The 21200-nt window shown below is 34.1% G+C and carries 48 protein-coding genes; 46 read left to right on the forward strand and 2 right to left on the reverse strand.

The features are described from left to right. The first annotated feature begins 57 nt into the window (after nucleotides 1-57). From MHH78_RS17250 to MHH78_RS17260, 3 genes are all read left to right on the forward strand, one after another. Nucleotides 58-243: a hypothetical protein gene (locus tag MHH78_RS17250; RefSeq protein ID WP_341168143.1), complete on the forward strand. Its 186-nt coding sequence runs from the start codon at nucleotides 58-60 to the stop codon at nucleotides 241-243. 36 nt (nucleotides 244-279) lie between these two features. Continuing rightward, the gene (locus MHH78_RS17255) at nucleotides 280-600 is read left to right on the forward strand and encodes a hypothetical protein (RefSeq protein ID WP_341168144.1); all 321 of its coding nucleotides are present in this window, start codon (nucleotides 280-282) and stop codon (nucleotides 598-600) included. A gap of 63 nt (nucleotides 601-663) precedes the next feature. Continuing rightward, the gene (locus MHH78_RS17260; RefSeq protein ID WP_341168145.1) at nucleotides 664-924 is read left to right on the forward strand and encodes a hypothetical protein; all 261 of its coding nucleotides are present in this window, start codon (nucleotides 664-666) and stop codon (nucleotides 922-924) included. Nucleotides 925-1031: 107 nt separating this feature from the next. On the opposite strand, the gene MHH78_RS17265 is transcribed toward MHH78_RS17260, so the two are convergent. Continuing rightward, nucleotides 1032-2357 (reverse strand): HIRAN domain-containing protein, encoded by a 1326-nt coding sequence (locus tag MHH78_RS17265; protein WP_341168146.1) that lies wholly within the window; start codon nucleotides 2355-2357, stop codon nucleotides 1032-1034. A 237-nt stretch (nucleotides 2358-2594) separates the two neighbouring features. Between MHH78_RS17265 and MHH78_RS17270 the strand changes: the two genes are divergently transcribed. From MHH78_RS17270 to MHH78_RS17475, 42 genes are all read left to right on the forward strand, one after another. Next, nucleotides 2595-2774: a hypothetical protein gene (locus tag MHH78_RS17270; protein WP_341168147.1), complete on the forward strand. Its 180-nt coding sequence runs from the start codon at nucleotides 2595-2597 to the stop codon at nucleotides 2772-2774. 234 nt (nucleotides 2775-3008) lie between these two features. Then, nucleotides 3009-3437: a hypothetical protein gene (locus MHH78_RS17275; RefSeq protein WP_341168148.1), complete on the forward strand. Its 429-nt coding sequence runs from the start codon at nucleotides 3009-3011 to the stop codon at nucleotides 3435-3437. A 179-nt stretch (nucleotides 3438-3616) separates the two neighbouring features. Beyond that, on the forward strand, nucleotides 3617-3853 hold the full coding sequence (locus MHH78_RS17280; protein WP_341168149.1) for a hypothetical protein: 237 nt from the start codon (nucleotides 3617-3619) through the stop codon (nucleotides 3851-3853). A gap of 53 nt (nucleotides 3854-3906) precedes the next feature. After that, a complete protein-coding gene (locus MHH78_RS17285; protein ID WP_341168150.1) occupies nucleotides 3907-4920 on the forward strand; it encodes a hypothetical protein in 1014 nt (337 codons plus the stop codon). A gap of 182 nt (nucleotides 4921-5102) precedes the next feature. Next, a complete protein-coding gene (locus MHH78_RS17290) occupies nucleotides 5103-5285 on the forward strand; it encodes a hypothetical protein (protein ID WP_341168151.1) in 183 nt (60 codons plus the stop codon). A 10-nt stretch (nucleotides 5286-5295) separates the two neighbouring features. After that, nucleotides 5296-5481, forward strand: coding sequence for a hypothetical protein (locus MHH78_RS17295; RefSeq protein ID WP_341168152.1), 186 nt, complete (start codon nucleotides 5296-5298; stop codon nucleotides 5479-5481). Nucleotides 5482-5522: 41 nt separating this feature from the next. Then, nucleotides 5523-5705 (forward strand): DNA-directed RNA polymerase subunit alpha C-terminal domain-containing protein, encoded by a 183-nt coding sequence (locus tag MHH78_RS17300; RefSeq protein ID WP_341168153.1) that lies wholly within the window; start codon nucleotides 5523-5525, stop codon nucleotides 5703-5705. Between the two features lie 36 nt (nucleotides 5706-5741). After that, nucleotides 5742-5951, forward strand: a complete 210-nt coding sequence (locus MHH78_RS17305; RefSeq protein WP_341168154.1) for a hypothetical protein — start codon at nucleotides 5742-5744, stop codon at nucleotides 5949-5951. A gap of 43 nt (nucleotides 5952-5994) precedes the next feature. Beyond that, entirely contained in the window at nucleotides 5995-6216 is a 222-nt protein-coding gene (locus MHH78_RS17310) for a hypothetical protein (RefSeq protein WP_341168155.1), read from the forward strand. An 81-nt stretch (nucleotides 6217-6297) separates the two neighbouring features. Then, entirely contained in the window at nucleotides 6298-6708 is a 411-nt protein-coding gene (locus tag MHH78_RS17315) for a DUF3775 domain-containing protein (protein ID WP_341168156.1), read from the forward strand. Between the two features lie 43 nt (nucleotides 6709-6751). Beyond that, entirely contained in the window at nucleotides 6752-7663 is a 912-nt protein-coding gene (locus tag MHH78_RS17320) for a hypothetical protein (RefSeq protein WP_341168157.1), read from the forward strand. A gap of 145 nt (nucleotides 7664-7808) precedes the next feature. After that, nucleotides 7809-7955 carry a hypothetical protein gene (locus MHH78_RS17325; RefSeq protein ID WP_341168158.1) on the forward strand — a complete coding sequence of 49 codons (147 nt, stop codon included), beginning with the start codon at nucleotides 7809-7811 and terminating at the stop codon, nucleotides 7953-7955. Between the two features lie 42 nt (nucleotides 7956-7997). Continuing rightward, nucleotides 7998-8144: a hypothetical protein gene (locus MHH78_RS17330; RefSeq protein ID WP_341168159.1), complete on the forward strand. Its 147-nt coding sequence runs from the start codon at nucleotides 7998-8000 to the stop codon at nucleotides 8142-8144. Between the two features lie 31 nt (nucleotides 8145-8175). After that, nucleotides 8176-8604, forward strand: a complete 429-nt coding sequence (locus MHH78_RS17335; RefSeq protein ID WP_341168160.1) for a hypothetical protein — start codon at nucleotides 8176-8178, stop codon at nucleotides 8602-8604. Between the two features lie 27 nt (nucleotides 8605-8631). Then, complete coding sequence (locus MHH78_RS17340) at nucleotides 8632-8910, forward strand: hypothetical protein (protein WP_341168161.1); 279 nt, start codon at nucleotides 8632-8634, stop codon at nucleotides 8908-8910. Between the two features lie 14 nt (nucleotides 8911-8924). Continuing rightward, on the forward strand, nucleotides 8925-9224 hold the full coding sequence (locus tag MHH78_RS17345) for a hypothetical protein (protein WP_341168162.1): 300 nt from the start codon (nucleotides 8925-8927) through the stop codon (nucleotides 9222-9224). Further along, nucleotides 9221-9745, forward strand: a complete 525-nt coding sequence (locus MHH78_RS17350) for a DUF3841 domain-containing protein (protein WP_341168163.1) — start codon at nucleotides 9221-9223, stop codon at nucleotides 9743-9745. The genes MHH78_RS17345 and MHH78_RS17350 overlap by 4 nt, the downstream gene beginning before the upstream one ends. A 111-nt stretch (nucleotides 9746-9856) precedes the next feature. Further along, the gene (locus MHH78_RS17355; RefSeq protein ID WP_445668098.1) at nucleotides 9857-10129 is read left to right on the forward strand and encodes a DUF7662 domain-containing protein; all 273 of its coding nucleotides are present in this window, start codon (nucleotides 9857-9859) and stop codon (nucleotides 10127-10129) included. Nucleotides 10130-10214: 85 nt separating this feature from the next. Next, nucleotides 10215-10685 carry a hypothetical protein gene (locus tag MHH78_RS17360; RefSeq protein ID WP_341168165.1) on the forward strand — a complete coding sequence of 157 codons (471 nt, stop codon included), beginning with the start codon at nucleotides 10215-10217 and terminating at the stop codon, nucleotides 10683-10685. Between the two features lie 51 nt (nucleotides 10686-10736). After that, a complete protein-coding gene (locus MHH78_RS17365; protein ID WP_341168166.1) occupies nucleotides 10737-11078 on the forward strand; it encodes a hypothetical protein in 342 nt (113 codons plus the stop codon). Nucleotides 11079-11107: 29 nt separating this feature from the next. After that, entirely contained in the window at nucleotides 11108-11290 is a 183-nt protein-coding gene (locus MHH78_RS17370; protein ID WP_341168167.1) for a hypothetical protein, read from the forward strand. Between the two features lie 71 nt (nucleotides 11291-11361). Next, entirely contained in the window at nucleotides 11362-12138 is a 777-nt protein-coding gene (locus MHH78_RS17375) for an RNA ligase family protein (RefSeq protein ID WP_341168168.1), read from the forward strand. Nucleotides 12139-12169: 31 nt separating this feature from the next. Next, nucleotides 12170-12361 (forward strand): hypothetical protein, encoded by a 192-nt coding sequence (locus MHH78_RS17380; RefSeq protein ID WP_341168169.1) that lies wholly within the window; start codon nucleotides 12170-12172, stop codon nucleotides 12359-12361. Between the two features lie 33 nt (nucleotides 12362-12394). Beyond that, nucleotides 12395-12940, forward strand: a complete 546-nt coding sequence (locus tag MHH78_RS17385) for a hypothetical protein (RefSeq protein ID WP_341168170.1) — start codon at nucleotides 12395-12397, stop codon at nucleotides 12938-12940. A gap of 51 nt (nucleotides 12941-12991) precedes the next feature. Next, entirely contained in the window at nucleotides 12992-13189 is a 198-nt protein-coding gene (locus MHH78_RS17390) for a hypothetical protein (RefSeq protein WP_341168171.1), read from the forward strand. A gap of 588 nt (nucleotides 13190-13777) precedes the next feature. Then, on the forward strand, nucleotides 13778-14056 hold the full coding sequence (locus tag MHH78_RS17395; RefSeq protein ID WP_341168172.1) for a hypothetical protein: 279 nt from the start codon (nucleotides 13778-13780) through the stop codon (nucleotides 14054-14056). Between the two features lie 30 nt (nucleotides 14057-14086). Next, a complete protein-coding gene (locus tag MHH78_RS17400; protein WP_341168173.1) occupies nucleotides 14087-14443 on the forward strand; it encodes a hypothetical protein in 357 nt (118 codons plus the stop codon). 21 nt (nucleotides 14444-14464) lie between these two features. Next, complete coding sequence (locus MHH78_RS17405; RefSeq protein WP_341168174.1) at nucleotides 14465-14938, forward strand: hypothetical protein; 474 nt, start codon at nucleotides 14465-14467, stop codon at nucleotides 14936-14938. A 23-nt stretch (nucleotides 14939-14961) separates the two neighbouring features. Next, nucleotides 14962-15576, forward strand: coding sequence for a hypothetical protein (locus MHH78_RS17410; protein ID WP_341168175.1), 615 nt, complete (start codon nucleotides 14962-14964; stop codon nucleotides 15574-15576). A 38-nt stretch (nucleotides 15577-15614) separates the two neighbouring features. Continuing rightward, the gene (locus MHH78_RS17415) at nucleotides 15615-15794 is read left to right on the forward strand and encodes a hypothetical protein (protein ID WP_341168176.1); all 180 of its coding nucleotides are present in this window, start codon (nucleotides 15615-15617) and stop codon (nucleotides 15792-15794) included. Between the two features lie 169 nt (nucleotides 15795-15963). Continuing rightward, nucleotides 15964-16185: a hypothetical protein gene (locus MHH78_RS17420; protein ID WP_341168177.1), complete on the forward strand. Its 222-nt coding sequence runs from the start codon at nucleotides 15964-15966 to the stop codon at nucleotides 16183-16185. 86 nt (nucleotides 16186-16271) lie between these two features. Further along, nucleotides 16272-17072 carry a PD-(D/E)XK nuclease domain-containing protein gene (locus tag MHH78_RS17425; RefSeq protein WP_341168178.1) on the forward strand — a complete coding sequence of 267 codons (801 nt, stop codon included), beginning with the start codon at nucleotides 16272-16274 and terminating at the stop codon, nucleotides 17070-17072. 42 nt (nucleotides 17073-17114) lie between these two features. Beyond that, a complete protein-coding gene (locus MHH78_RS17430; protein WP_341168179.1) occupies nucleotides 17115-17447 on the forward strand; it encodes a hypothetical protein in 333 nt (110 codons plus the stop codon). 58 nt (nucleotides 17448-17505) lie between these two features. Next, nucleotides 17506-17673 carry a hypothetical protein gene (locus MHH78_RS17435; RefSeq protein WP_341168180.1) on the forward strand — a complete coding sequence of 56 codons (168 nt, stop codon included), beginning with the start codon at nucleotides 17506-17508 and terminating at the stop codon, nucleotides 17671-17673. A 39-nt stretch (nucleotides 17674-17712) separates the two neighbouring features. Then, the gene (locus MHH78_RS17440; protein WP_341168181.1) at nucleotides 17713-17871 is read left to right on the forward strand and encodes a hypothetical protein; all 159 of its coding nucleotides are present in this window, start codon (nucleotides 17713-17715) and stop codon (nucleotides 17869-17871) included. Nucleotides 17872-17873: 2 nt separating this feature from the next. After that, the gene (locus MHH78_RS17445; RefSeq protein ID WP_341168182.1) at nucleotides 17874-18080 is read left to right on the forward strand and encodes a hypothetical protein; all 207 of its coding nucleotides are present in this window, start codon (nucleotides 17874-17876) and stop codon (nucleotides 18078-18080) included. A gap of 36 nt (nucleotides 18081-18116) precedes the next feature. Further along, nucleotides 18117-18650 (forward strand): hypothetical protein, encoded by a 534-nt coding sequence (locus tag MHH78_RS17450; RefSeq protein WP_341168183.1) that lies wholly within the window; start codon nucleotides 18117-18119, stop codon nucleotides 18648-18650. 54 nt (nucleotides 18651-18704) lie between these two features. After that, entirely contained in the window at nucleotides 18705-18896 is a 192-nt protein-coding gene (locus MHH78_RS17455; protein ID WP_341168184.1) for a hypothetical protein, read from the forward strand. Next, nucleotides 18893-19162: a hypothetical protein gene (locus tag MHH78_RS17460; RefSeq protein WP_341168185.1), complete on the forward strand. Its 270-nt coding sequence runs from the start codon at nucleotides 18893-18895 to the stop codon at nucleotides 19160-19162. The genes MHH78_RS17455 and MHH78_RS17460 overlap by 4 nt, the downstream gene beginning before the upstream one ends. A 13-nt stretch (nucleotides 19163-19175) precedes the next feature. Continuing rightward, on the forward strand, nucleotides 19176-19496 hold the full coding sequence (locus MHH78_RS17465; RefSeq protein ID WP_341168186.1) for a hypothetical protein: 321 nt from the start codon (nucleotides 19176-19178) through the stop codon (nucleotides 19494-19496). A gap of 29 nt (nucleotides 19497-19525) precedes the next feature. Beyond that, complete coding sequence (locus tag MHH78_RS17470) at nucleotides 19526-19702, forward strand: hypothetical protein (RefSeq protein WP_341168187.1); 177 nt, start codon at nucleotides 19526-19528, stop codon at nucleotides 19700-19702. A gap of 15 nt (nucleotides 19703-19717) precedes the next feature. Then, nucleotides 19718-20032: a nucleotidyltransferase family protein gene (locus MHH78_RS17475; RefSeq protein WP_341168188.1), complete on the forward strand. Its 315-nt coding sequence runs from the start codon at nucleotides 19718-19720 to the stop codon at nucleotides 20030-20032. Nucleotides 20033-20078: 46 nt separating this feature from the next. On the opposite strand, the gene MHH78_RS17480 is transcribed toward MHH78_RS17475, so the two are convergent. Then, entirely contained in the window at nucleotides 20079-20555 is a 477-nt protein-coding gene (locus tag MHH78_RS17480) for an RsfA family transcriptional regulator (RefSeq protein WP_341168189.1), read from the reverse strand. Between the two features lie 253 nt (nucleotides 20556-20808). Here MHH78_RS17480 and MHH78_RS17485 point away from each other — a divergent pair, with 253 nt between their 5' ends. Then, a complete protein-coding gene (locus tag MHH78_RS17485; protein WP_445668050.1) occupies nucleotides 20809-21195 on the forward strand; it encodes a type II toxin-antitoxin system PemK/MazF family toxin in 387 nt (128 codons plus the stop codon). Nucleotides 21196-21200: the final 5 nt, after the last annotated feature.

Consider the following 21200-nt stretch of genomic DNA (forward strand, 5'->3'; position numbering starts at 1 on the left):
TATAATTAATAATGATGTATAATTATCTCAAAGGTTGATTAACGGGAGGTAACAATAATGGAATTTCAAAGAGGCTTACCATATGAAATTAGATACAAAAACTTGAAAAAATCAAAGGTTGGAACGTACCTCTGTTCAAGTGATGGAGTCAATATTTTCTTCGATATCAACGGTGAATTCGGTGTAAGTGATGAGTTTATCGCAAATAGACATGTTGATATTGAAGAAGTACAAGATATCTGATGAATTACTCATTTCATGAGGAAAGCTGGTGTCATTATGAGCAGAATCACGATCAAGGAATATAGAGCGGCAAATGGTGGAGACTATGATTTTTACAAACTCTCTGATGGTCGCATTTATTGGCTTTGGTTCAAGTCTCCATTTAGAGGTACAGAAGGTGCGGTTGTTCATCTCATGACTAATAATCCTACAAAAGAAGTGGGGTTGTGTTTTATAGAAAAGACTAATTGCGGCATAGTAAAGATGGGACTCAAAGGGAAATCAATTGAAGTACCAATAACATTAAGCCAGGAAGTTCGACCAAATAAAAAGTACTTCCTAGATAAAATAGTTCGTAATTTCTTGATCAATGAATGATTTTAGAAAGACAAATGCCTATAATACTGTATATGGCAAAAGGTCAATAGAGGGGGATACAAAATGATTCATACAACAAAAAATAAAGCTTGGAGCTTTTACATAACTGAAATTGATCAATTCGGAGGCTCACTTATGCTCACTAATGATAAGTTGATGCGAATTGATAAACTGAACTTTGAAATTATAAAAGTAAACGATAAACTTTCTGATGGAAGTTTTGCAGAAGAAGAAGGTATCATACTTGAAAAGGAAGCAGAGCTTCCCAACTATGTTGTAAATGATGTAAAGGCACTTATCAATGCTCATATCAAGACCTTATGAAATTCTAGATTTATCGTAATATAGAAGGTTTTCTATCTTTCATAGCTTCCGAGTACAATCACCTCATGCGATTTCTGTACACGAGGTGATAGATATAATGAACTGTACTAGATGAATATAGGATCTAATATTGTTTCTTCTAAGTTAGAACGAACAACTGAAACATTAATAACTTTTGGTTGTTTTTCTTTTACTGTTACTTTGTATTTAATTCCGAGATCCATTTTATAGGAGTAAATTACTGCCCATTCTTTAGAAATAAATCCTATGTGGTTTTTGTCTAAATCGACAACTTTAATAGCATTTTTATCATATTCATTTAATGGATCACGAACCAAGAACAAATCATCGCCTTCGCTAATATTAACTACGAATTTTTTTCTCTCCGCGATAGTGATACCTACTACAGGTACGGTTTCCTTTGTGGGATTATGAGAAGTATCGTCTTCGAAGTTTGGTATAACATCTTTAAATGAATTATATATATCATAATAAAGGTCTCTATCTATCAGTAGAAGAGAGTATGTATTAATATTATTTACAAACCAAGATACTTTTAGTCTGCTTTCATAGTCCCAGAAACCCTTAACTTCGATTATTTTATTATCACTGAGCCAGAAATCTGGTAAATAGGCTCCATGTTCTGTCTGAATAAATTCTTTTTCGTAGTTCCATTTTATATCAAGGTGATTGAAGACCCTAGCAATATTTGCCTCCCATGAAGATCGAAAGGGACTTTTCACATCGTCTCTAAATTTAATAACGGATTTTCGGTTGTTGTTACGAGGCTTAAACTGTACCATTACAGAGATACTTCCGTTTTTATCATATAGCCTGAAAAACTCTACACCACTATCATGCATGATCCCAACAAACCCGTATCTGTGTATTCGTTCACTATTTCTTATCTCATTATGATGTTCATCGGGAATAACAAAATAAGACAGACCGTCTATTTCATATTTCTCATTAGAAATAACCATTCTTTCAAATAACACATCTATCCCAAAAACATATTTGACTATGTTTTTTACATCTTGTTCATTTGATTGATCTATAAAGAAAATTGTTCTTTGTTTACTAATCAATAATTCTTCAAATTCATTTTTATTTAAATTTGAGATGCTTTCAGATTTGAGAAATTCATACTCGATATTGAACATTTTATTATTAAAAATAGTATTTCTTTGTTTTTCGTAAATGTCTGATGCTTCAAATTGTTCAAGATATCTTATGTTGGTGCGACTATCAAATTTATTAATTTTATATGGTATATGAAACTCATTGAAAATACCCAATAAATTATTTAATTCTTTGTTTCTTATTGATATTTCAACAATATTTTGTTGATATTTTAATGTTTCTGAATGAAAATTTTTTGCGATGTTATCAATTACATACTGACGAAATGCAGGTTGATTATCGGCATACATATATTCATTCTCCTTAGAATGGTTTATCAAACAATTATTAATTATAAGGGTATAATATGAAAAACGAAATAATTATCTTTTTCAAATTGTGGGGCGATCATAATGTAGGGTAAGTTTTGATGAAATGCTTATTTGATAAGACATAATAAGGGCTATTTATTATAAGATAAGTTGTTTAGCCGTTTCTGTGTGTTATACTAAAAAGGGAATATATTACAAGTGACAGGAGGACTTTCAATGTTACATCATGTTATCTATATGCTTAATACACCAGGCCAATCAGTTGAAAAGAAAGTTCAATTGAGAGGTGTACCTGAATTTACCACCGAAAAAGAGTTTTTTGATTATTTGCAACAAAAGGTTGCCGAGATAGAAGGAGTAAGTATTAAAAACATACGCATAGTAAGATGTTATTAATTTGATAAAACCCGTCTTTCATCATCTATAATCACATAGGAATCGCATATTAATACGGCTCTTGAAGTATAAGGGTCGTATTTTTTATGAGTTTAATACACTTTGATGAATATTTATTATCCGTTGTGTGTAGTCTTAAAAACGCCCTAAATCATCCCAATGTTCTACTTTATGAGAACAAATGTTTGTGTTATTATGGCTATACACAAAAACAAACATAAAAGGGGAATTGTCATGAATCAATTACCAGAAGTAACATTATACTATGCCGCTGAAATCGCTAGAGGGATTATTTGGGGCGAATACATATATGAGTCGATTGATCGGGCTATAGATTCGGGTCTTTATTATACAGTTGCCACCTGGGAGCAGCTTAATGAAGCTGTGGGCAGAGGGGAAGTGTATGCTGATAGAATAATTGTAACACCACAAGGTAAATTTGTTTGGCAGGCCTTCTTTAACTGTAATTATGAGAAAGAGTTAAATGTTCCCTACAAGTGCGTGTACCGCGCTGTAGGCGCTCCAGTGTCGTTTTCAGAGGCCGTAGAGTATCATTTGTTCTGGGATAGGGGATCTGAACTTGTGGGAATTAAGAAAGAAGCGGAAGTCCATAAAGCAATTATCAAGAATCAGAATGGAGAATTGGTGGTGATTAAGAGTTAACGCGATGGGTGGTTTTAAACTAAAAATAACTATATACATATTATTATAATTATGCTATAATGATCTTAGTTAATTAAGACAATTTGTTGGTTATAAAAAGAAGGTTATTAATTGTTCGGTGATGAAATAGAGATGATAAACTTTTAATTTTAACAAATCATTAATTGGGGGGAATGGTAATGCACTTTATTCTATGCAAAAAACCGCAAGACGATCATTGGCAGCTTTATAGCCAAGAGAGTATTTCCAGAGAACAAGCATTGACTGTTATTTTAGGATTGAAACGAAACGGTTATGTTGTAAAGCTTCTTGGGGAAGACGATGCTGACTATATGACAGAAGCAGAAGAATTATCAAGAAAACTCAGAACTAGAGATGAGCTATATAAAATATATCAAGTTGTTAGTAAAGTTTAAATGAAATGTTACGTTTATCAGAATTCAATACATATATAATGGAGGCTTGATTTATGAAACGTCTGAATCCACTAAATACTAGCATTAAACAGATGTGTACCATGATTGATAAAGGCACTATTGTATTCGATAATCCCTATCAACGCCCTTCGGGGCAATGGACTAGTGGAGATGAAACAACTCTTATTGATTCTGTTTTTACTTTCTTTATTCCAGAGTTTACGGCAATTAAAGAAAAAAGAATAGTAGGGGATAAAGAACTTAATGTCTATGACTCTGTTGATGGGAAACAAAGAGGGACAATTTTACACGCCTTTAAAAACAATGAAATTACCATAGGGAAAAATGACCCGTTTATTTTAGAAGCGGACGGTGAGGAGTATGATATTTCAGGGATGAAATACTCGGATTTTCCAGATATATTAAAAGAAGAATTTGATTCATTTACAATCTCCATTCGCCCTGTTGAACTTGAAGATGGTGATGATAAAGCGGCAGTTTCAAGAAAATTGGTTGACCGACTTAATAAAGGGGCAAAGATGAGCAACTCACATCTAGCCATTGTAAGAGCATTGCCAGAAACTAGTGAATATGTGCAGCGCAATATAAATGAGCACAGCTTGTTCATGAAGACAGCACACTTTGCTGATGGAAGTGTTAAGAAATCTGAACCTCAAATGGCAGTATTTCAAGCTTTGGCTTTGATTGGAGGTTACTCTGTAAAAGACTATGGCACAGCGAATATTACAGATCTGTTTGTAAACGAATCGGTGAACGAAGATATATTTGAGCTCACCTCTAAAGCATTTGATTATATGATAAATTATTTCCCTGAGTATACAAAGTTCATTACAAAAACGTTCATTCCAGTAGCAGCAACTTTCCTTGTTAATAACAACTTTGACGAGAAAGCGGGAGAATTCCTCAAGGATTATGTTAAGAACAATAAAAAAGATGATTTGTATCGCAGATGGTCTAGAGGCGGGACAACTAAAAAGGATAGCGTTCAGGGAAGAATAGCAGGCTTACAGAGTTTGTACGAATTGTATTTAGTCAATCAAAATTAATGAAATGTTATTACTGTGGAAGTCCCACCACGAAAGCTGCAGCTCGATATTGCGAACGTCTGGGGCTTCCTGTTACTTGCTATAAGTGCCAATATAAAAATGGAACAAGCGTGTATTCAGTACATAATGAAACTAAAAATAAATAATGACGATAATTTTCAAGAAGATCGGAGGTCAAAATAATGGATAAAGATCATATTCTGGCAGCCTACAGTATGGCTGATGTAGTTTTTAATAGTAGAGGTCTTAATGCCAGGGAAAAGAGACTGCTTGTTTATATGTTTAATGCAACAGATCCAGAGGATTGGCAAACGAGGTTCTTAATAGTTAACCAACATACTGAAGTTTTTAATTTAATTATGTAAGGAGAGTCATATGAAATATGGAGTTGGTGATACGTTCATCTATTTAACCATGGAAACGTTCAAAGTGTCGAAGGTTGATGATATCAAAAAAGAATACGCCATAGATGTTTTTGACGAAAATGGAGAATTGGATCGTGAACAAATATTTATTCAAACAGACTTGGAAAATGACTCCATTTGGGAGCAAGTATGTTAGACGATAAAAACAGTATTTCATAGTGAAAGGAAAGAGATGAGATGGAAACGATTGAAGAAATTGAAGATTTAACAGTTCGAACATATGCAGTACTTAAAAGAAATGGAATTAACTTTGTGGAGCAAATTAAGACAATGAGCTACAAAGATTTCACTAGTTTAAAGAATGTTCATCGTAAAAGCGTCGAGGAACTTGAAGGAAAGCTGGGTATTGAGTTTAAATAAAACAGTTAATTTATCAAAAATTTAAGGAGTATTAATATGAAAAATTGTGAGGCAGGGCATTTCTGCAATTGCGGAGGACACTCAACAGAAACGAAACATTATGAAGTTTATTCTGGGGATATTGAGCCAGAATATCCAGAACGCTTTTGGGGCGTTGTGGCTTATTGTGAATTGGCTTATGAAGCAGAAGAGGCGAAAGGATATAATTTGCTTGAAGTTGAAGAACAACGTACATACACACTGTAAGAGTCATTGAATGATAAAATTCAAAATCAAGGAGAGATTTATTATGTATTATCTAGACTATCTTACACTTCAGGAAAGAGCAGTATATGAACAGGCAAGAACTACAGTAGAAATGATGGAAGAGCTAATGAGTTTAAGGGCTGAAAATTCTGGATTGACTAAGAAACTTGATGAACGAGATAATTACATAGATGGTTTGTATAAGAACAGTATTGGTCAAATGGGAAATTTGCTATCAGGTTTAATAGATAAGGCTGAGAGATGACAAAAGTCTGATTTCATAATATTACAATATTACATTTCTGATGGTATTATAGAGATATAATTTAATTGAGGTGATTAAAAAGTGATAATAGTCAAAGTTAAGGCTATTCTGCCTAAAATTCAGGAAGCCATAAAGCTATCAAATATTCATGACAATATACGCAATCAGCTAGACTCAGAAGCAGAAGGTCAGCACTGGCTTGATAGAGTTAAGAAAAAACAAGAAGATACAAACTTTACAACGACGGGTCAAAATTTAAAAGAATATCTTATCGGGTTGACTACAGAAGAAGTAGCATTGATTCAGTCTGTAATGTACATAGGAAGAGAATCAAAGTATGATTCATCAGTCGAGGAAGAGCCAGAATCTGCATTAAGATCATTATATGATAGAGCAAGACAGCAAGATAAAGATGAAATGGTTTTTCAAATTACTGGAAAGAAACATATCTCACGTTTTTTATGGGATGGCTTAAAAATTTTGGGTCTTTAGCATTAATGAGTTTAAATTGAAAAAATTGCATTTGGAGGAACTTATGCTGTACAAACTGTCAGAATGGGGACAAGTCCTAAAAAAAAGACAGAGGTTAGTACTGTCTATCCTGGGGACACTTTTGCTTTTTTCATTTATATACAATTTGGTGATTTTTGTTTTAGTTACAAGATTCAATTATAACATTTCTGATTCTCATCGAAATTTCTTCAATTTAGTTTCTATTGCGGCATATATTGATTGTGGGCTTCTTGCCTTGTATGTGATATTACGGACGAGTGGCAATTACTTAAACGATTATGTTCCAAAATTTTCATATAGCAAATATGGAAATTTAGAAAACTGGTATGATAAAACATTTGCATACAACCAAAGAAAACTTTGGTTGAATAATGTAATACATAATTTAAAAGATGTTATACAACTTGCCAATATAAAGGTGGCTTTGAGTCCCAGCGGAAACCAAGGTAAATATGAATATAATATTGCTCGTGAATTTTCTAAGACCAGATTTATTGTTACTGACATTTCAATCCAACCAGACCATATTCCCAGCAGTGAGAATTACGAGTATCTTTCAGCAATTAATAATGCAATGCATGTTAAAACGTATTTAACTAACATAGGGATATCAAAAGTAGAACTTATTTGGGATATCAAAGGGGCATTCTGGCATAATCATAGAAGTTGGAAACTTAACAAATTATTAAAATCATATCTATCCATACTAGAAGATAATGGATTCATTGTGTTCGATGCTTATGATGAGATCGAAAAAGACAAAATTAAGATTAATAAAAGAAGAAATGTATCGGAATGGGATAGCTATATCGAAGATTCAACATACACAAAGATAAAAAAGAATCTTCACAGAAATAAGACGTTTAAAGAAAACTTTAACATTTCAATAATTGGAGAAGGAGAAGCAAAAATGGCAGTACTGAAGAAGATATGACCTACCAATGAGTACACTGAAAAGTGTGCTCTTTTTATATGTAGAGGAGGAAATGAACAATTAATAAACTAAAAATAACTATACAAACAAGGAATTAAGTGATATAATGATTATAGATAAAGTTAATACATATGAGGTGAAATAAATGTATCAAGTTTCAATTATTGAAAAGGTCTGCGGGAAGTTAGCTGTGAATAAGTATGAGTTTGAAAAAGAAGGAGATATGGCTATCTTCATTGAAAAATGTAAAAATGAGAAGGGAACGATATTGATTCATACAAGGGCTGCATAAACTGACGAAATTATGTTTTCATCAAAAAGGAGGGAAAAGATTATGAACGAATTTGATTTGTTACTTAGAATGAAAAGAAGTTATAAGAACAACGATAAATTAAGTTGGTCTGAAAGAAGAGATCTTAAAAAGAGAATTGATGACACCGAAGAAAAGCTGTTTGGTTCGCTGAGATTTTTGTGGAACTAATAAAACTATATTTTCATAAGGAGTAATTGAAATGACTAAAGACCCAACTCAATTTTTGGAATCAATCGGTGTGGGTAAATGGTTTGTGGTGAAAGGGAAATACGGCGGCAATTATGCTGTGAAAATGATCAAGAGCAAAGCCTATAATAAAGGCATTCACTCCGTATGGTTGTCTGCTAACGATCCTGAATCTATGGCGATTGAGGATTACTTAAAAGGTGACTGGAAATACGAAGACAGTAAATTTGAGCGTCAAGGTGCAGGGGTTTATCATTTTGGTTCTTTCGAGATAGAAGAGGATTCAATTTATGACGAACAAGGCAAAGTTGTTCTCGATAAAATGGTCGAAGAGATTATTCAAAATTGTGAGCCTGGATTTGTCACTGAGCAAGAAATAGTGGACACATGGAACATGTTAGCCGATGATAAACTAACCTTTGAAGTGCTTGAATGTAAGTGAAATGATCCTTTTATAAGGAGACTTAAAATGGCAATACGAATGAAGCTCAATACAATTCTTGGTGAAATTGAAATTGATACATATCGAAATTATACACATGTCATAGTAACCAAAGGCGAGTATCTTTCGCGTAATTATCATTTATTTGATGATAGTAATTGGAGCAAGTATGAAAACATTGAATATCGTTCAGGTGAAAAGCAGGCAGCAGGTTTAAAAAGGACTTATGATTCAGGCAAGACCTCAAAGGGAGGACATTTTAGAGGCGTTTGTGAAATTCACCAACTTGAACCTGAATTAGAATAACTGGAGGTGGATGAATGAAACCTGAAAACTTAATCGGTAGACTGGCTGAAATCATACATGAAGAATCGGGATACAAAGGCCATTGGGGTTTTATCCGCGATTGGGATGGCGAAGCTTTTCATATTAGCGGTGGTTCTATATCAAGCGACTTTGGAGAGATTACACCTATATTCAGTCGTGAAGATTTTAAAGTACCGAGAGACATCCAGGGATACATAAGAGCAGGATACTTAAAAGTAGGTGTCAATGTAACAGAAGATGGCCGCGAAATCAGAAGCAAAATAAGTCGAAACAGTTCTCAGGAGAGCGTATGATTTTTTGGTCAATGCAAAAGTCAGAGGTTTGGGAAGAAGCAAAGCAATTAGGTTATCTTGAGGGCAAAGAGCAGTTTGCTATGTATCCTGAAGAGTACAAGTGGATGATGTGTCAAATGTCCGCTAAGTTGGGCAACTATAAAGGTGAATATCCAATATGGGTTTGGATCAAGAAGCCCGATATGCGATCAACAGGCCATTTTAGAGGCGGAACCAAATGTGTCAGATTGAAAATTGAATTAGATGAAAAAGATGTCCTGGTATCGGATTTTGAAAGATGGCATACTGTTCTCAACGATTCCTTTTGCTCTGACAATGAGGTGGAAGATGAGCAATTTGACAACGGAAAACTTAGCATCACAAAAGAAGAGAGTTGGCAGCGAATATTTGAGCTGAATAGAAAAGTAGATAAAGAGTGGACAGGCTCTGGCGAATGGCTTCAGGGGGTGACGGGAAGAATTCCTCTTGATCGTGTGATCAGTGTCGAGCATTTTGTCACTCGCAAGTCATGGCTTGATTAGTTTTTCACTGCAATCATAATATACACACCTACACCTCAATTACTAGATGGAATGAATCCCCATATGATAAGATGATTAAATCAATCGTTGGAGGGATGTTATGTGGCTTCTATGTATGATGCTATTACAGATAAGTTAAGCCGAGTTGATGGAGATAAGTTGAAATTGTCCTATTCTGAAATTAACCTTTTAATAAAACAATTATATCCACAAAAGCAATTACCTGATCATTCATACGAAAGCACCACTTGGTGGGCCAATGATCAAAAGTCCCATACTCAAAGTAGATCCTGGTTAAAGGCAGGATGGAGAACGGATATGTCTCAAAGTAAATTAGGAGAGTATATTATATTTGTTAGGAAGGCTACGGGTAAAACTGATTGAATATATTGAAAAGTTTAATCAGGAATATCAAAATTATTTGTTTGTTCAATATAATGTATAAATAACAAACTTGGAGGAATTTAAAATGTTTTTTGTAGCAGACATCCTTGATAAAAATGATTATGGAATCACAATCGAATACAAAGATGGTGAATCTCTTGTCTTACTGGGAAAAGATGATGAGAATAAAAAAATTAACCAAGTGCGCATAAGAAAAGAAACGTTGCCCGCTATTACTCAATTGCTGATGGCTGCAAATTATTGTATCGAAAACAATATTAGTGTTCATGTAGATTACATTGTTGAGGTTGTAGGTCATGACATTATTGGTGGATATCTTGCACTACTTACCGAAGAAGACGCTTATAAGGCATTAAATATAGATCCATCAAGAAGAGAAAGAAATGAATTTGAGGCGGTGCTTATTGCTCCACCATATAACGGAGGCACATTTAGAGGGATTTATGTAGGCAATAAAGTCAAATTGAACTATAGCAACTTTCTTCCATTTAATGCAGACTATGAAGTGGAACCGCCTGAACCTGACGAATACTAAACTGTAAGTGATGATGAATTGAATATTTCATGTAGAAATGGGGAGCGAAAAATGAATCCAGAATATATAAAGCTGATTTATGACGATGGCGAGGTTTGGCGAGGCAGGTTCCTACAGGATGAGAGTAGATACTGTTCGGATGGTGTTATGTTAGTGTGTACTCCAAATAGCAGGAAATATGAACTACAGCCATGTGAGTGGTTAAATGAAGACTACAGCGAAATTAAAGGAGACGCGACAAACAAAGTTGAGATTATTTCTGGAGAGGAATATTGGACTTATACTAATGGTTTAATGATTGATGAATATGACCAAGAAATTCAAGATCTTGAGAATCAAATCAAAGTTATTAAAGAAAGACGAGATGAATTTGTGAGCAACCTGAGCTTATAAAAAGATTATTTTAAGAGGAGATGAGTTTTATGATTAACGCTCTTGTATCATACTTACATAACGGAACAAAACCTATTGAGACAAGAATGTATTTGATTGATGGGGTTGAGTGGGAGATGAAAATCTTTATTGGTGAAGATGTTAATTTAATTGATGAGAGAATCGAGAGCCTAAGTAAAAGGCAAGAACTCGTTAACGCATTAGGATTTTAAATAATATTCAAACCTAATCAAAGGATTCTTTTACAAGATTTCAACAATAAAAAATTGGAGGGTTATAAAAAATGGAATTGAAGAAACTAAACTCAATTACTAAATACCCAAGCATTCTTACATACCATACAATTGGTGAACGAGGTAAACTTGACAGTGTTCATTCAGAAGAGAAGACATTTCCTATTGATCAGAAGATTTATGCTTATGAGAAAGTCGATGGAGAGAACTCACGTATTATTTTACTCAACAGTGATTATTCAGCAGATTACTTTATTGGTTCCAGAGAAGAATTACTTTATGCTAAAGGAGATCGAATTGGGAATCCTTACGGTAATATTGCTGACTTTTTAAATCCATTGGCAGAACAAATGGATTGGATTTTTAGAAATGACAGAGATAAAGCTTTAACAGTAATATATCAGGAGTCGTATGGTGGCAAAACTAAGGCTGCAAAGAACTATACAGATAATAAAACTCAAGGCTATAGAGTTTTCGATGTGTTCTCTTTAACTTATTCTGAGTTGACAAGTCTATTGAATCTACCGATTGAAAAGATTGCAGAATGGCGTGATCGTGGAGGACAGCCTTTTTACTCTGAAAAAGAGAAACATGAATTTATTAATAAATGGTCGCTCGAAGCTGCACCTCTGGTTGATGAAATGAAAGGCAGCTCATTCCCATTAAGTTTGGATAATACCTATGAATACCTGAAAAACTTTGAAAAGACAAAAGTGGGCATTAACACTGAAGGGAAGTCGGAGGGTATTATTGTTCGTACACATGATAGACAGATGATCCGTAAAATTAGATTTGAAGATTATGAGCGGACTTTTAGAACAAGATAAAAGAGTATTTTATAAGGAGATGAAAGTTACAATGACAAGAACCTTAAAAGTTAAGGTGAAAAATATTAGTTCTTTGGCTAAGGAAAAAATTAATTATTATCCTGTTGACCTTATATCATTCTGGCAGACGTTTACTAAAGGTAAAGATGATGACATTATAGATATTGAATTTTCAAGTGTGATCGAATTTGACAAAGCGAAAGAAATTCTTAATTTGCAGTAAAATAAGCCTTTTAGCGGGAAGGGATGATTACTATTGAAGAGGCTATTCAAACGTAAATTTACTTTTATCGGGAAGCAATTCCTTGTAACCATAGATACTGATGGACATACTCTGATTCTAAGGTGCTATGAGGGTTCTACAGAGAAGAACAAAGAGCTACCACTAGAAGGAGATTTAAAAGAGAAAATCTACGAACAGATTGCAAAGCATGAGAGTAGCACTTTAGCTGCTAACGCAGTGTACAGGCCAAACAGCATCACTCCTGAAACATATAAATACTATCACCTGGAACCAGAACAAAACTCAACAGTTAGAAACTATGTAAATGAATTATTAGATGTGGGTATTGTAAAACTTGAGGACGAGAACAGAGAATTTGAAAACTTCTTATTCGCCAAGAATATTAACTTCGTAAAGGTGAGATATTTTGATGATGTAGTTTATCTATCTACTCTTGAGGCTTTAAATGAGTTGCAAGAGCAAGTTATGAGTGAAGTAAGAAAAAGACTAGCTGAAATTGAGTATTTGAAGAGTGTGGATCTAGAACTGACGTACGCTGGTAGAGAACTGAGAAACTAAAATACGGTAGTCGCATTATTGCAATACCGAAAGGGGATGTTTGCTATTGATATGGATAAATGGACTGATGAAATTCTGTATGAGTTAATAGCCGAAGAAGAAGAATTTGAAAGAAAACGGCAAGGAATTATTGCCAACGGATGCCCACACTCAGAAAAGAAAAATCACACTGGATTGTTTTCTGGAGTCGAGTTCAAGTATTGCATTATATGTAACAAGCAATTTGACTTAAATGATAAACCGATATGACACAGTAATAAGATTCCATGAACGAGAAATTTGATCAAGATTTTAAAAATGAAAATATTTGTAAAGGGTGAATGAAAATTAAAACATGGAACTTTATTGTTAACAATATTGTAGTCGAAACCATTGATCAGATCCAAAGCAAGGAATCTTTTTATTGGACTGTGTTAGATAAAGTATATTCATTAACACAGCAATACAGAGCTTCTGTGGCCGTGTGTGACCTTTTTGGGAAAGAATACAGTTATGTTTAAGGGGGGAAGAGTAAAGGACGGAAAATGCGTTGTAAGGGGCAGAGATGGAATTGAGATAACGCTGCTTGATGCCGCTTATACATATCAGTCAAAAGAAAGAAGAAAATAAACTAAACATAATAATATAATAATGAATGTGATATAATGTGATTGTATTCAGGATTCCTAAGCCATAGCGAATAAATTAACGCTATGGCTGTAAAAGGTTTATTTTATCAGAATGGCGAAATACATAATGTGACATGCAGCCAGCGAATGATCATAAAATTTATCAAGTGATGGCTACAAGTATATGTGCTACCATTACACTAACAGTTAAAATATGGAGGTGTGTGGAGTGAATGATAAAAAAACTGCAGCTCGTTTAAACTCGATTGGAAAAGCAGCATTTATTAATTATTTCCATGTACTTAGCGACAATAAAATAACTGATCAACAAAAAATTAATGTACTAATGAAGCAGTATGATTATGATGGTGCTGCTATGCGGGTATCGTTTTACAATCAAATTTCAAAAGCTAATCAAATTAGAGAAGCATTGAAAATTATCGAAAATGCAAAGCGAGTAGATAAGTCCATTAGAAAAAGGGCATCCGATTTAATAAGGAACTTTTGAAATCGATACAGTTTAAAGAGGGAGAGTGCTATGAGTTTATCTGAAGAGTCAATAACATTTACGGTTGGACTAATCATGAAGGATTTAGATAGCTATATTGAAGGCAGAGACGCACTATTAAACAAAGAGATATACAACGACTTAGACACTTGGCTAGAGTATTTTGAAGACGCATCCGACCAGGAAAAAAGCACAGTACTTGATGAGGTGCACGAAAGACTTGGAGATATGAGCGTATGGGTTTATGACCATGAGGAGCAGCAAGATATTCTTAATAAAATCAGTATATACTTTATATCTAATTACGGCTCCGAAGGACATATAAAATTCTTTTGCAAATTGATTATTGATTATCTTAAAAAGGAACTTAAAAACGAGTTCTTTTAAAAACTTTTTGACGAGGCGAATATGAGAGGAAATCATCAAATTTTTGAAATTCCTGTGTATCGAATTAGCAGATCAGCATTCAAAAAGGAAACCGATACGATAATTGACAAAGTAATTTGGGATAAGGAAATTGGTGACGGTTGTAAAAGAGAATTATATAAGATATACAAGTATCCATATTTGTACAATGAAGTTACTGGTTGGATTAGGGTGTTTATAGATTCTATTCAGATTAGAGGAGAATATTATTTTATACAATCCAGGAATGTCAGAAGAGGATTTAAGAAAGATTATAGATACGTTGGTAAAGCTTTTGAAATGGGGGTTTTTAAGGATGAGGATTCTCCCGAAATTTATTCGAATGTATTAAAGCGACTAAAGTCTTTAGCATCAGAACCTCCATTTACACGGCGTGTCATAGACCTGGAATCATTTGAGAATCTAGGGCAGTACATCAATTGGAGAAAGCTAATAGATGACAATTTAAAGAAATAACTATTTTATAGGGAGTGCATCGAATGAGTTTTGTATCTGTAGTTGTTGGTTATGACTTTATTACTGTTATGGCTGATAGAAGAGCTATTGAAACTCTACCAAATGGAGAATACGGCCAAATTCTAAATGAGCAAGCAGAAAAAATTGCTACTCCAGTGCCACAATTTTTTTACTCAATAGTTGGAAATGTAAAGTTAGCTGTTGATTTTATTGAAAATTCAAAAATGATTGAACGATTAATTAATAAAAATGAAATGTTGGTAAGTGACATAGAGGTATTGGCTTGGTTTAAGGCCAATGAACTTTTATTACATAATGGTAAGAAGTTTGGATTGGCAATTGGAGGAGAATCAGAAGATGGGAGTATGAGAGTATTTCGATTAGATGCCCAAAGGAAAGAGTTTCAAGAGTCATCGTCGCAACCTGGCATGGTAAATGTAATTGTTTTTCCCAGTTCTAAACTCAATCAATCACTTCCTCTTAAACACTTTTATTCTCTACTTGGTAATAGTGATGGCTCAATTAAATCTATTTTGAACATACAGGAGAAGGTGAACGATGAGATAGCTAATATAGACATTTCAGTCAATAAACTAAAAACCTGCTGTGTAATTAAAAAGACTAAATTGATTAAATGACTGTTTCATGACTATTTATAGGGGAGGATGATACATAGATGGCAAAAAAGAAAACAGAAGTCAACGAGGAAAAATTGCAACAAGAAAACCATATGAGAGACTTAAAAAAATTGGAAGACAGATTGTTTCTTATTCCTGATCCATCATATTCTTTTGATACTTTAAAGATCTATCACCAAAAGATCAGCTTCATTTTAAAAGATATACTGTTAATGTAGCTGAAACCCATAACTTAGATAGAGAACAAAAGTTAAGATATTTCTTGATGTTGAATACTGGAGGCAGGATTATGAGCGAGGAGCATCTGGATAAAGTTAGAAAGATGCTTGATGAAATACAAGCCGCTGGATAGCATGAAGCTTACAAACTTGAAATGGAGTGGTCGATGTGGAGAAAGATAACAGAAATTTAGAAAAAATCATTTCCTTATTTGAAACAACTTTTGTAGAAAAGGCTAATGATTATATTGGTGAAGGGTGGGTTTTGCTTAACATCCATACGACTGATTACGGACATCCTGTAGAACGCCACCAAAGTACAGTCTTTACTCTTGGCTGGAATGGTGAAAATGGAGAAGTGAAACTACCAAGAGACCGTTTTGAGTTTTAAATTAGCGAAGGATTATAGATTTTGTAATACTCAATGAAATGGCTATTTTACATAGAATAATAACTTCTTGAATCGAGGATAAAACTATGGAACAAGGTCAAGCAATAGAGAAATTAGGAGAGCAAATATTGAAGATTGAAAGTCTGAGAGGCCTCCCTAAACGAGCTTCAGCTCCTGAATTCAATAAGTGGCAAAGAGACACTGAAATTTTAATAACGAAAGTGTTTGGCAATGAAACACGACACTCACAAGAATTCTTGGGCATTAGTTACCATGTATTTTATTATGGCCGAAGTACTGCTGTATCAACACATGACAATGCCTACTCAGATGGATTAAATAATGCGTTAGTTCTCCTGCAATCATTTATACAAGAAATTAATGATTATGGATTAAGTATTTCTACTCCTACAGTTGCAGAGACAACTTCTTATGATTTAATTCTTAAACTTTGCTATAGATTTCATATTATAGCCAGGCAGTTGAGAGCTAGACACAGTGATAGACCAACTCTTGAAATCGAGGATGAATACGATGTTCAGGATTTATTTCATGCGTTACTTTTACTTGATTTTGACGATGTAAGACCAGAAGAATGGACGCCAAGTTATGCAGGAAGCAGTTCAAGGGTGGATTTTTTACTAAAAAAAGAAAAGATTATTATAGAAATCAAAAAGACTAGAAGAGGGTTGTCTGCAAGAGAAATTGGTGAACAACTTCTGATTGATATTCAAAGATACCAGAGCCATCCCGATTGTCAGATGTTGGTTTGCTTTGTGTATGATCCTGAAGCGCGCGTGGCTAATCCATATGGCATAGAAAACGATTTGAGTAGAGAGTTCGATGGAATTCCAGTTAAAGTTATTATTACACCTAAGGGGACGTAGGTGCGATGGTTTTTCTATCTGATAAAAAGGAGTGACTTATAGATGGCATCTATTCGAGAAGATTACCCTGAAGTTTTATCAATAAAGTCACAGTTTAAATTCTATGATTCTGAAACTGGAAGGTTAACCAACACTACCGACCAAAGAGATATTAATTTAGATTTTTATCCTCACTTTAATATTAATTGCATCTGCTGGGAATGTGTAAACGGAGGTCACGATTTAAATATGATTATCCATACTTCAATAAAAGAGCGAATTACCGATGTTACAGGCTCATCAATATGCCAGGGATGGCAAGATAGACAACGAATTAATAGGCACAGATGCAACACCAGATTGGAGTACTTTTATTCTATAGAATATATTGATTAGTATTTGATCAAAGGAATGTTTTATCAAAATACGTGATAGATACAGAAAGAGGATATCAATGGAACAGTGGGTTATTGTTAATATGCAGGGAGAGTATCTGAAAAAGGTAATCAATTCACTTTCTGAGGAGTATACAACCGAACTCAGTCAAGCTTTGAAATTCGACAGTAAACTTGCAGCTCAAAAAGAATGTGATGTCTTTGAGGGAGTGCGGCAAATATCTTAGTGCGAATTTCGAAAATGCAAGAAAGGGCGGGGCTTTATAATGCATAGTGATGTGAATATTGTTAATGGATATCAAATGCTACATTGGACGCTTGGCGATGTATATTACATAACGGATAAAAAAGATAGTGGCGTGTGGCTTTGTGAGGATAAGGATAAAGCTGTTGTTGAAGAATATGCAAAAACACTGGAGGCGTAATGATGGCTACAACAAATAATAGTATCCCAGTAATGATTACACTGCTTCAGGAACTACATACGAACAAAGAAGTTGCTCTTGATGCTTTTCATTATGGCGACAACTACAAACAGATTGCAGAAGACTTATATAGTACTGTTCAACTCATTGGCGGATATGGGGTAAGCATTAAAGGTGGAGGGCTTAGATCGGTTGTAACGATCCGTTAAAAGGCATCTTTTATCAAGTTTGAGGAGTAGTTAAATATGTCAAAAGTACAATATGATATTATTGGTATGATGTCTGAAATGAAAGATTTAGGCGACCAGATTAAATCAGAATTTGCAATGTATCTTAACACTCTTCAAAAAGTAAAGACGGATTACAATGATGGCTTGGCTAGTATTGTAAGGATTACCTGCTATGAAGATATCAATAAGATTATGTATGGGGCAGGATTTTATGTGATACTTACAAATTATAAGATCGATGATAATCACTGTGATTTTGTTATAGATGAACTCAAAGCTATTTATCGCGGACATTCTTTTACGACAAAGGCAAGAGTTAAAAGTCATATATTTAATAAGCAATATAAAGCCGATGAGCAAAAGGCAATCTATAAGGTCTGTATGAAGATAGATGATCGAAATGGAATTAATATAGATGAATATCCATATTGTAATTTTGATTGGTACATTCTTCAACTCAATATGAATGGAAGCAATAAGTTTGTTCGTGAAAAAGCTGAAGAAGCGTTTCTTGAAACCTTTGGAAGACCATTAGGAAGTAAGAGATAATCAAATGCAAGTTTTATCGGATTATAACTTTCTGTGATTGAAAGGAGTATAGCAATGAACAAATCAAGCCTCGATACTTTAGAAATAGAGATTATTTTGAATGCCTTAGATTTTTCTAAGGAGAAACTTTTGAAAGTTTATAGTGAGAATTGGCTTGAAAAGAAGCTTGCAGAAATTAAGCATAAGTTGGATACACAACAAGTTGCAGTTGAGAACGAAAATATTATTAGAGAACAGGGTGAATGATGAAAAAAGTAGATAATGATTGGCAGTATCTAAGCGATCCGGTTAAGACAATCTTAGAACGTGTTGATATCAATTGTAAGAGCTACGAGATCCCGATTGGGTCAATTGTAGACATCCCATGTTTCAAGGGTGAGATGACGTTAGAGATGACACAGGAGATTGTACAGTTTCAGGTTTCTAAAGACAATGAAGGTTTCTTTGGTGCAAAAGTAGAGAATGATGTTTTGTACATACAGTTTCTTAAGCAAGCAATTCCATATTTATAGGAGGGAGAATCTTATGATAACGATAAATTATTGCAAGGAAGGAACACCAATCCCAGACTATGACGCAGAAGAATGGTTAGAAAGCTGGCTGACCTTTAAAGATGATCAGGTTTATAATGTTTCTACAGAGAATATAGTCAGTTGGGTGCGAGTGTATTTAGCAGAAGAGAAATTATCTACTCAAGATGTAAGATTGCAATTCGATGGAAAAAATATAGAGATTAACGACTATGCTGTTATTACTAACTGGCCCGATGGGTTTTGTGATTTTAGCGAGGAAACTGCATTCAGAATAATTCGTGCTACACGTAAAAGAAGAGCAAATAAAATGTAGATTTCATTTTGAACTAAGGGGGCTTAGTAGTGGACAAAAATCGGCTGGATACTTTGGAGATAGAGATAGTACTAAATGCTATAGATATTGCAAAAAACGAACTTGAAAAAGTGTATAAACCCGATTGGCTAGATTCAAAGATAAAAACAATCAAGCGAAAATTAGATAATCAACAAATCACAATCGAGAATGAAAATACATTTTAAAGTGAGTGAATATTAATGAAAACTGAAGTTGCTCCAGATGTATTGCGATCTGTAAAATTGTTCAGTGATGAGTTGTTAAAAAGATATTTGAGTATCGAACAAATTTTACTATTCGGATCTCAAGTAAAGGGAACTGCAAAACCAGATAGCGATATCGATGTCCTTATAATAGTTCAAGATGAAAACGAGTGGAATGCTATAAACACTGAAGGTTTTCAAATTAAGTATGATATTGATCAAAGAATCCATTTTAACGCCGCTACTTACGAATTCAATGAGCAATTTATTGATAAAATTCGATTAGAAGCAGTGGTTATTTACGATAGATAATCACATGAAATACGAATTTTATCATAAGAAAAGAGATGCCTGGGTATTAACCCGTAGGCATCTCTTTTTCGTTTTCTTGCGTTTTAATTACTTGCTGCAAAACTTTAAACATTTTTTGTACATCATTATCTGTTAGAGTGTTAGCAGAGGAAAGTTTTTCGCGAAGATCTTTGTTTTCTCTGTTTAAGTTATTTAATTCTTGTTTAATTAAAACTAAATATTTTAATACAGAGTCAATATTAATATCAGTATTCCCTAAATCAATATCACGATGTGAAGACGATGCTTGTCTGCCCTTAAGTTCCATTCTAATGGTCTTAGCATCTGATACAGCATCTGCATACTGTTTTCTGAGAAAGCTATTCCAGCGAAAGCCACAAGCTGCAGGAGTGCGGTTCAACTGCTTCCCGGTCACCTCAAATGCTTCAAGTTGCGTTTTCCCGGTCTTTATATATTCAATTGTGGTTTTAGCTAAAGTCAGATCATCATCTGCACTCCAGTTATCTTGTCTTGTAATTGTCATATGTACCCTCCTAATAGTCGTTAATAACATATATATCCAAAATGTCAAGGGTATATTCTCCTAGCAGCAGTTAAAATTAGATGGTCCCGAAAAAGAGTTGACAAAACTAAAAATAAATACATCAATAGAACGTTTGTTCGCTTGAGAACACTGATAAAATAAGTATAATTATATGTATAAGAAATAAAAGGATTGGCGAGGATGGAATTATCGCCGTACATATAAAATTGGATGAAAACAGGAGGAAGGAACTATGAGTGTTGCAGAAATGGATGTTAAAAATGAAATTATTCGAAGATATGATATGTTTTTGGTAGACCTAGGAGAATCGAATGGATCAGTGCAGAGAGGGACAAGGCCAGCAGTGGTTATTAGTAACGACACTGGAAACAAATATTCATCGGTTGTAGTTGTATCACCAGTTACAAGTAGCGCTACTAAATCTAAACTCCCAACTCATGTACATATGTCTGCGGCTGACACTGGGGTAGCGAAGGACAGCATCATACAGTTTGAACAACATATTACCGTACCTAAATCGAATCTAAAATATAAACTGTTCACGCTTCCGCAAAATTATCATTCGGAACTAGATCGCGCGCTGATGATCAGTTTGGGATTAGATGAATATTTGATTTAACGCGA

The sequence above is a fragment of the Paenibacillus sp. FSL H3-0333 genome, from assembly GCF_038002805.1.
GTDB lineage: Bacteria > Bacillota > Bacilli > Paenibacillales > Paenibacillaceae > Paenibacillus_AQ > Paenibacillus_AQ silagei.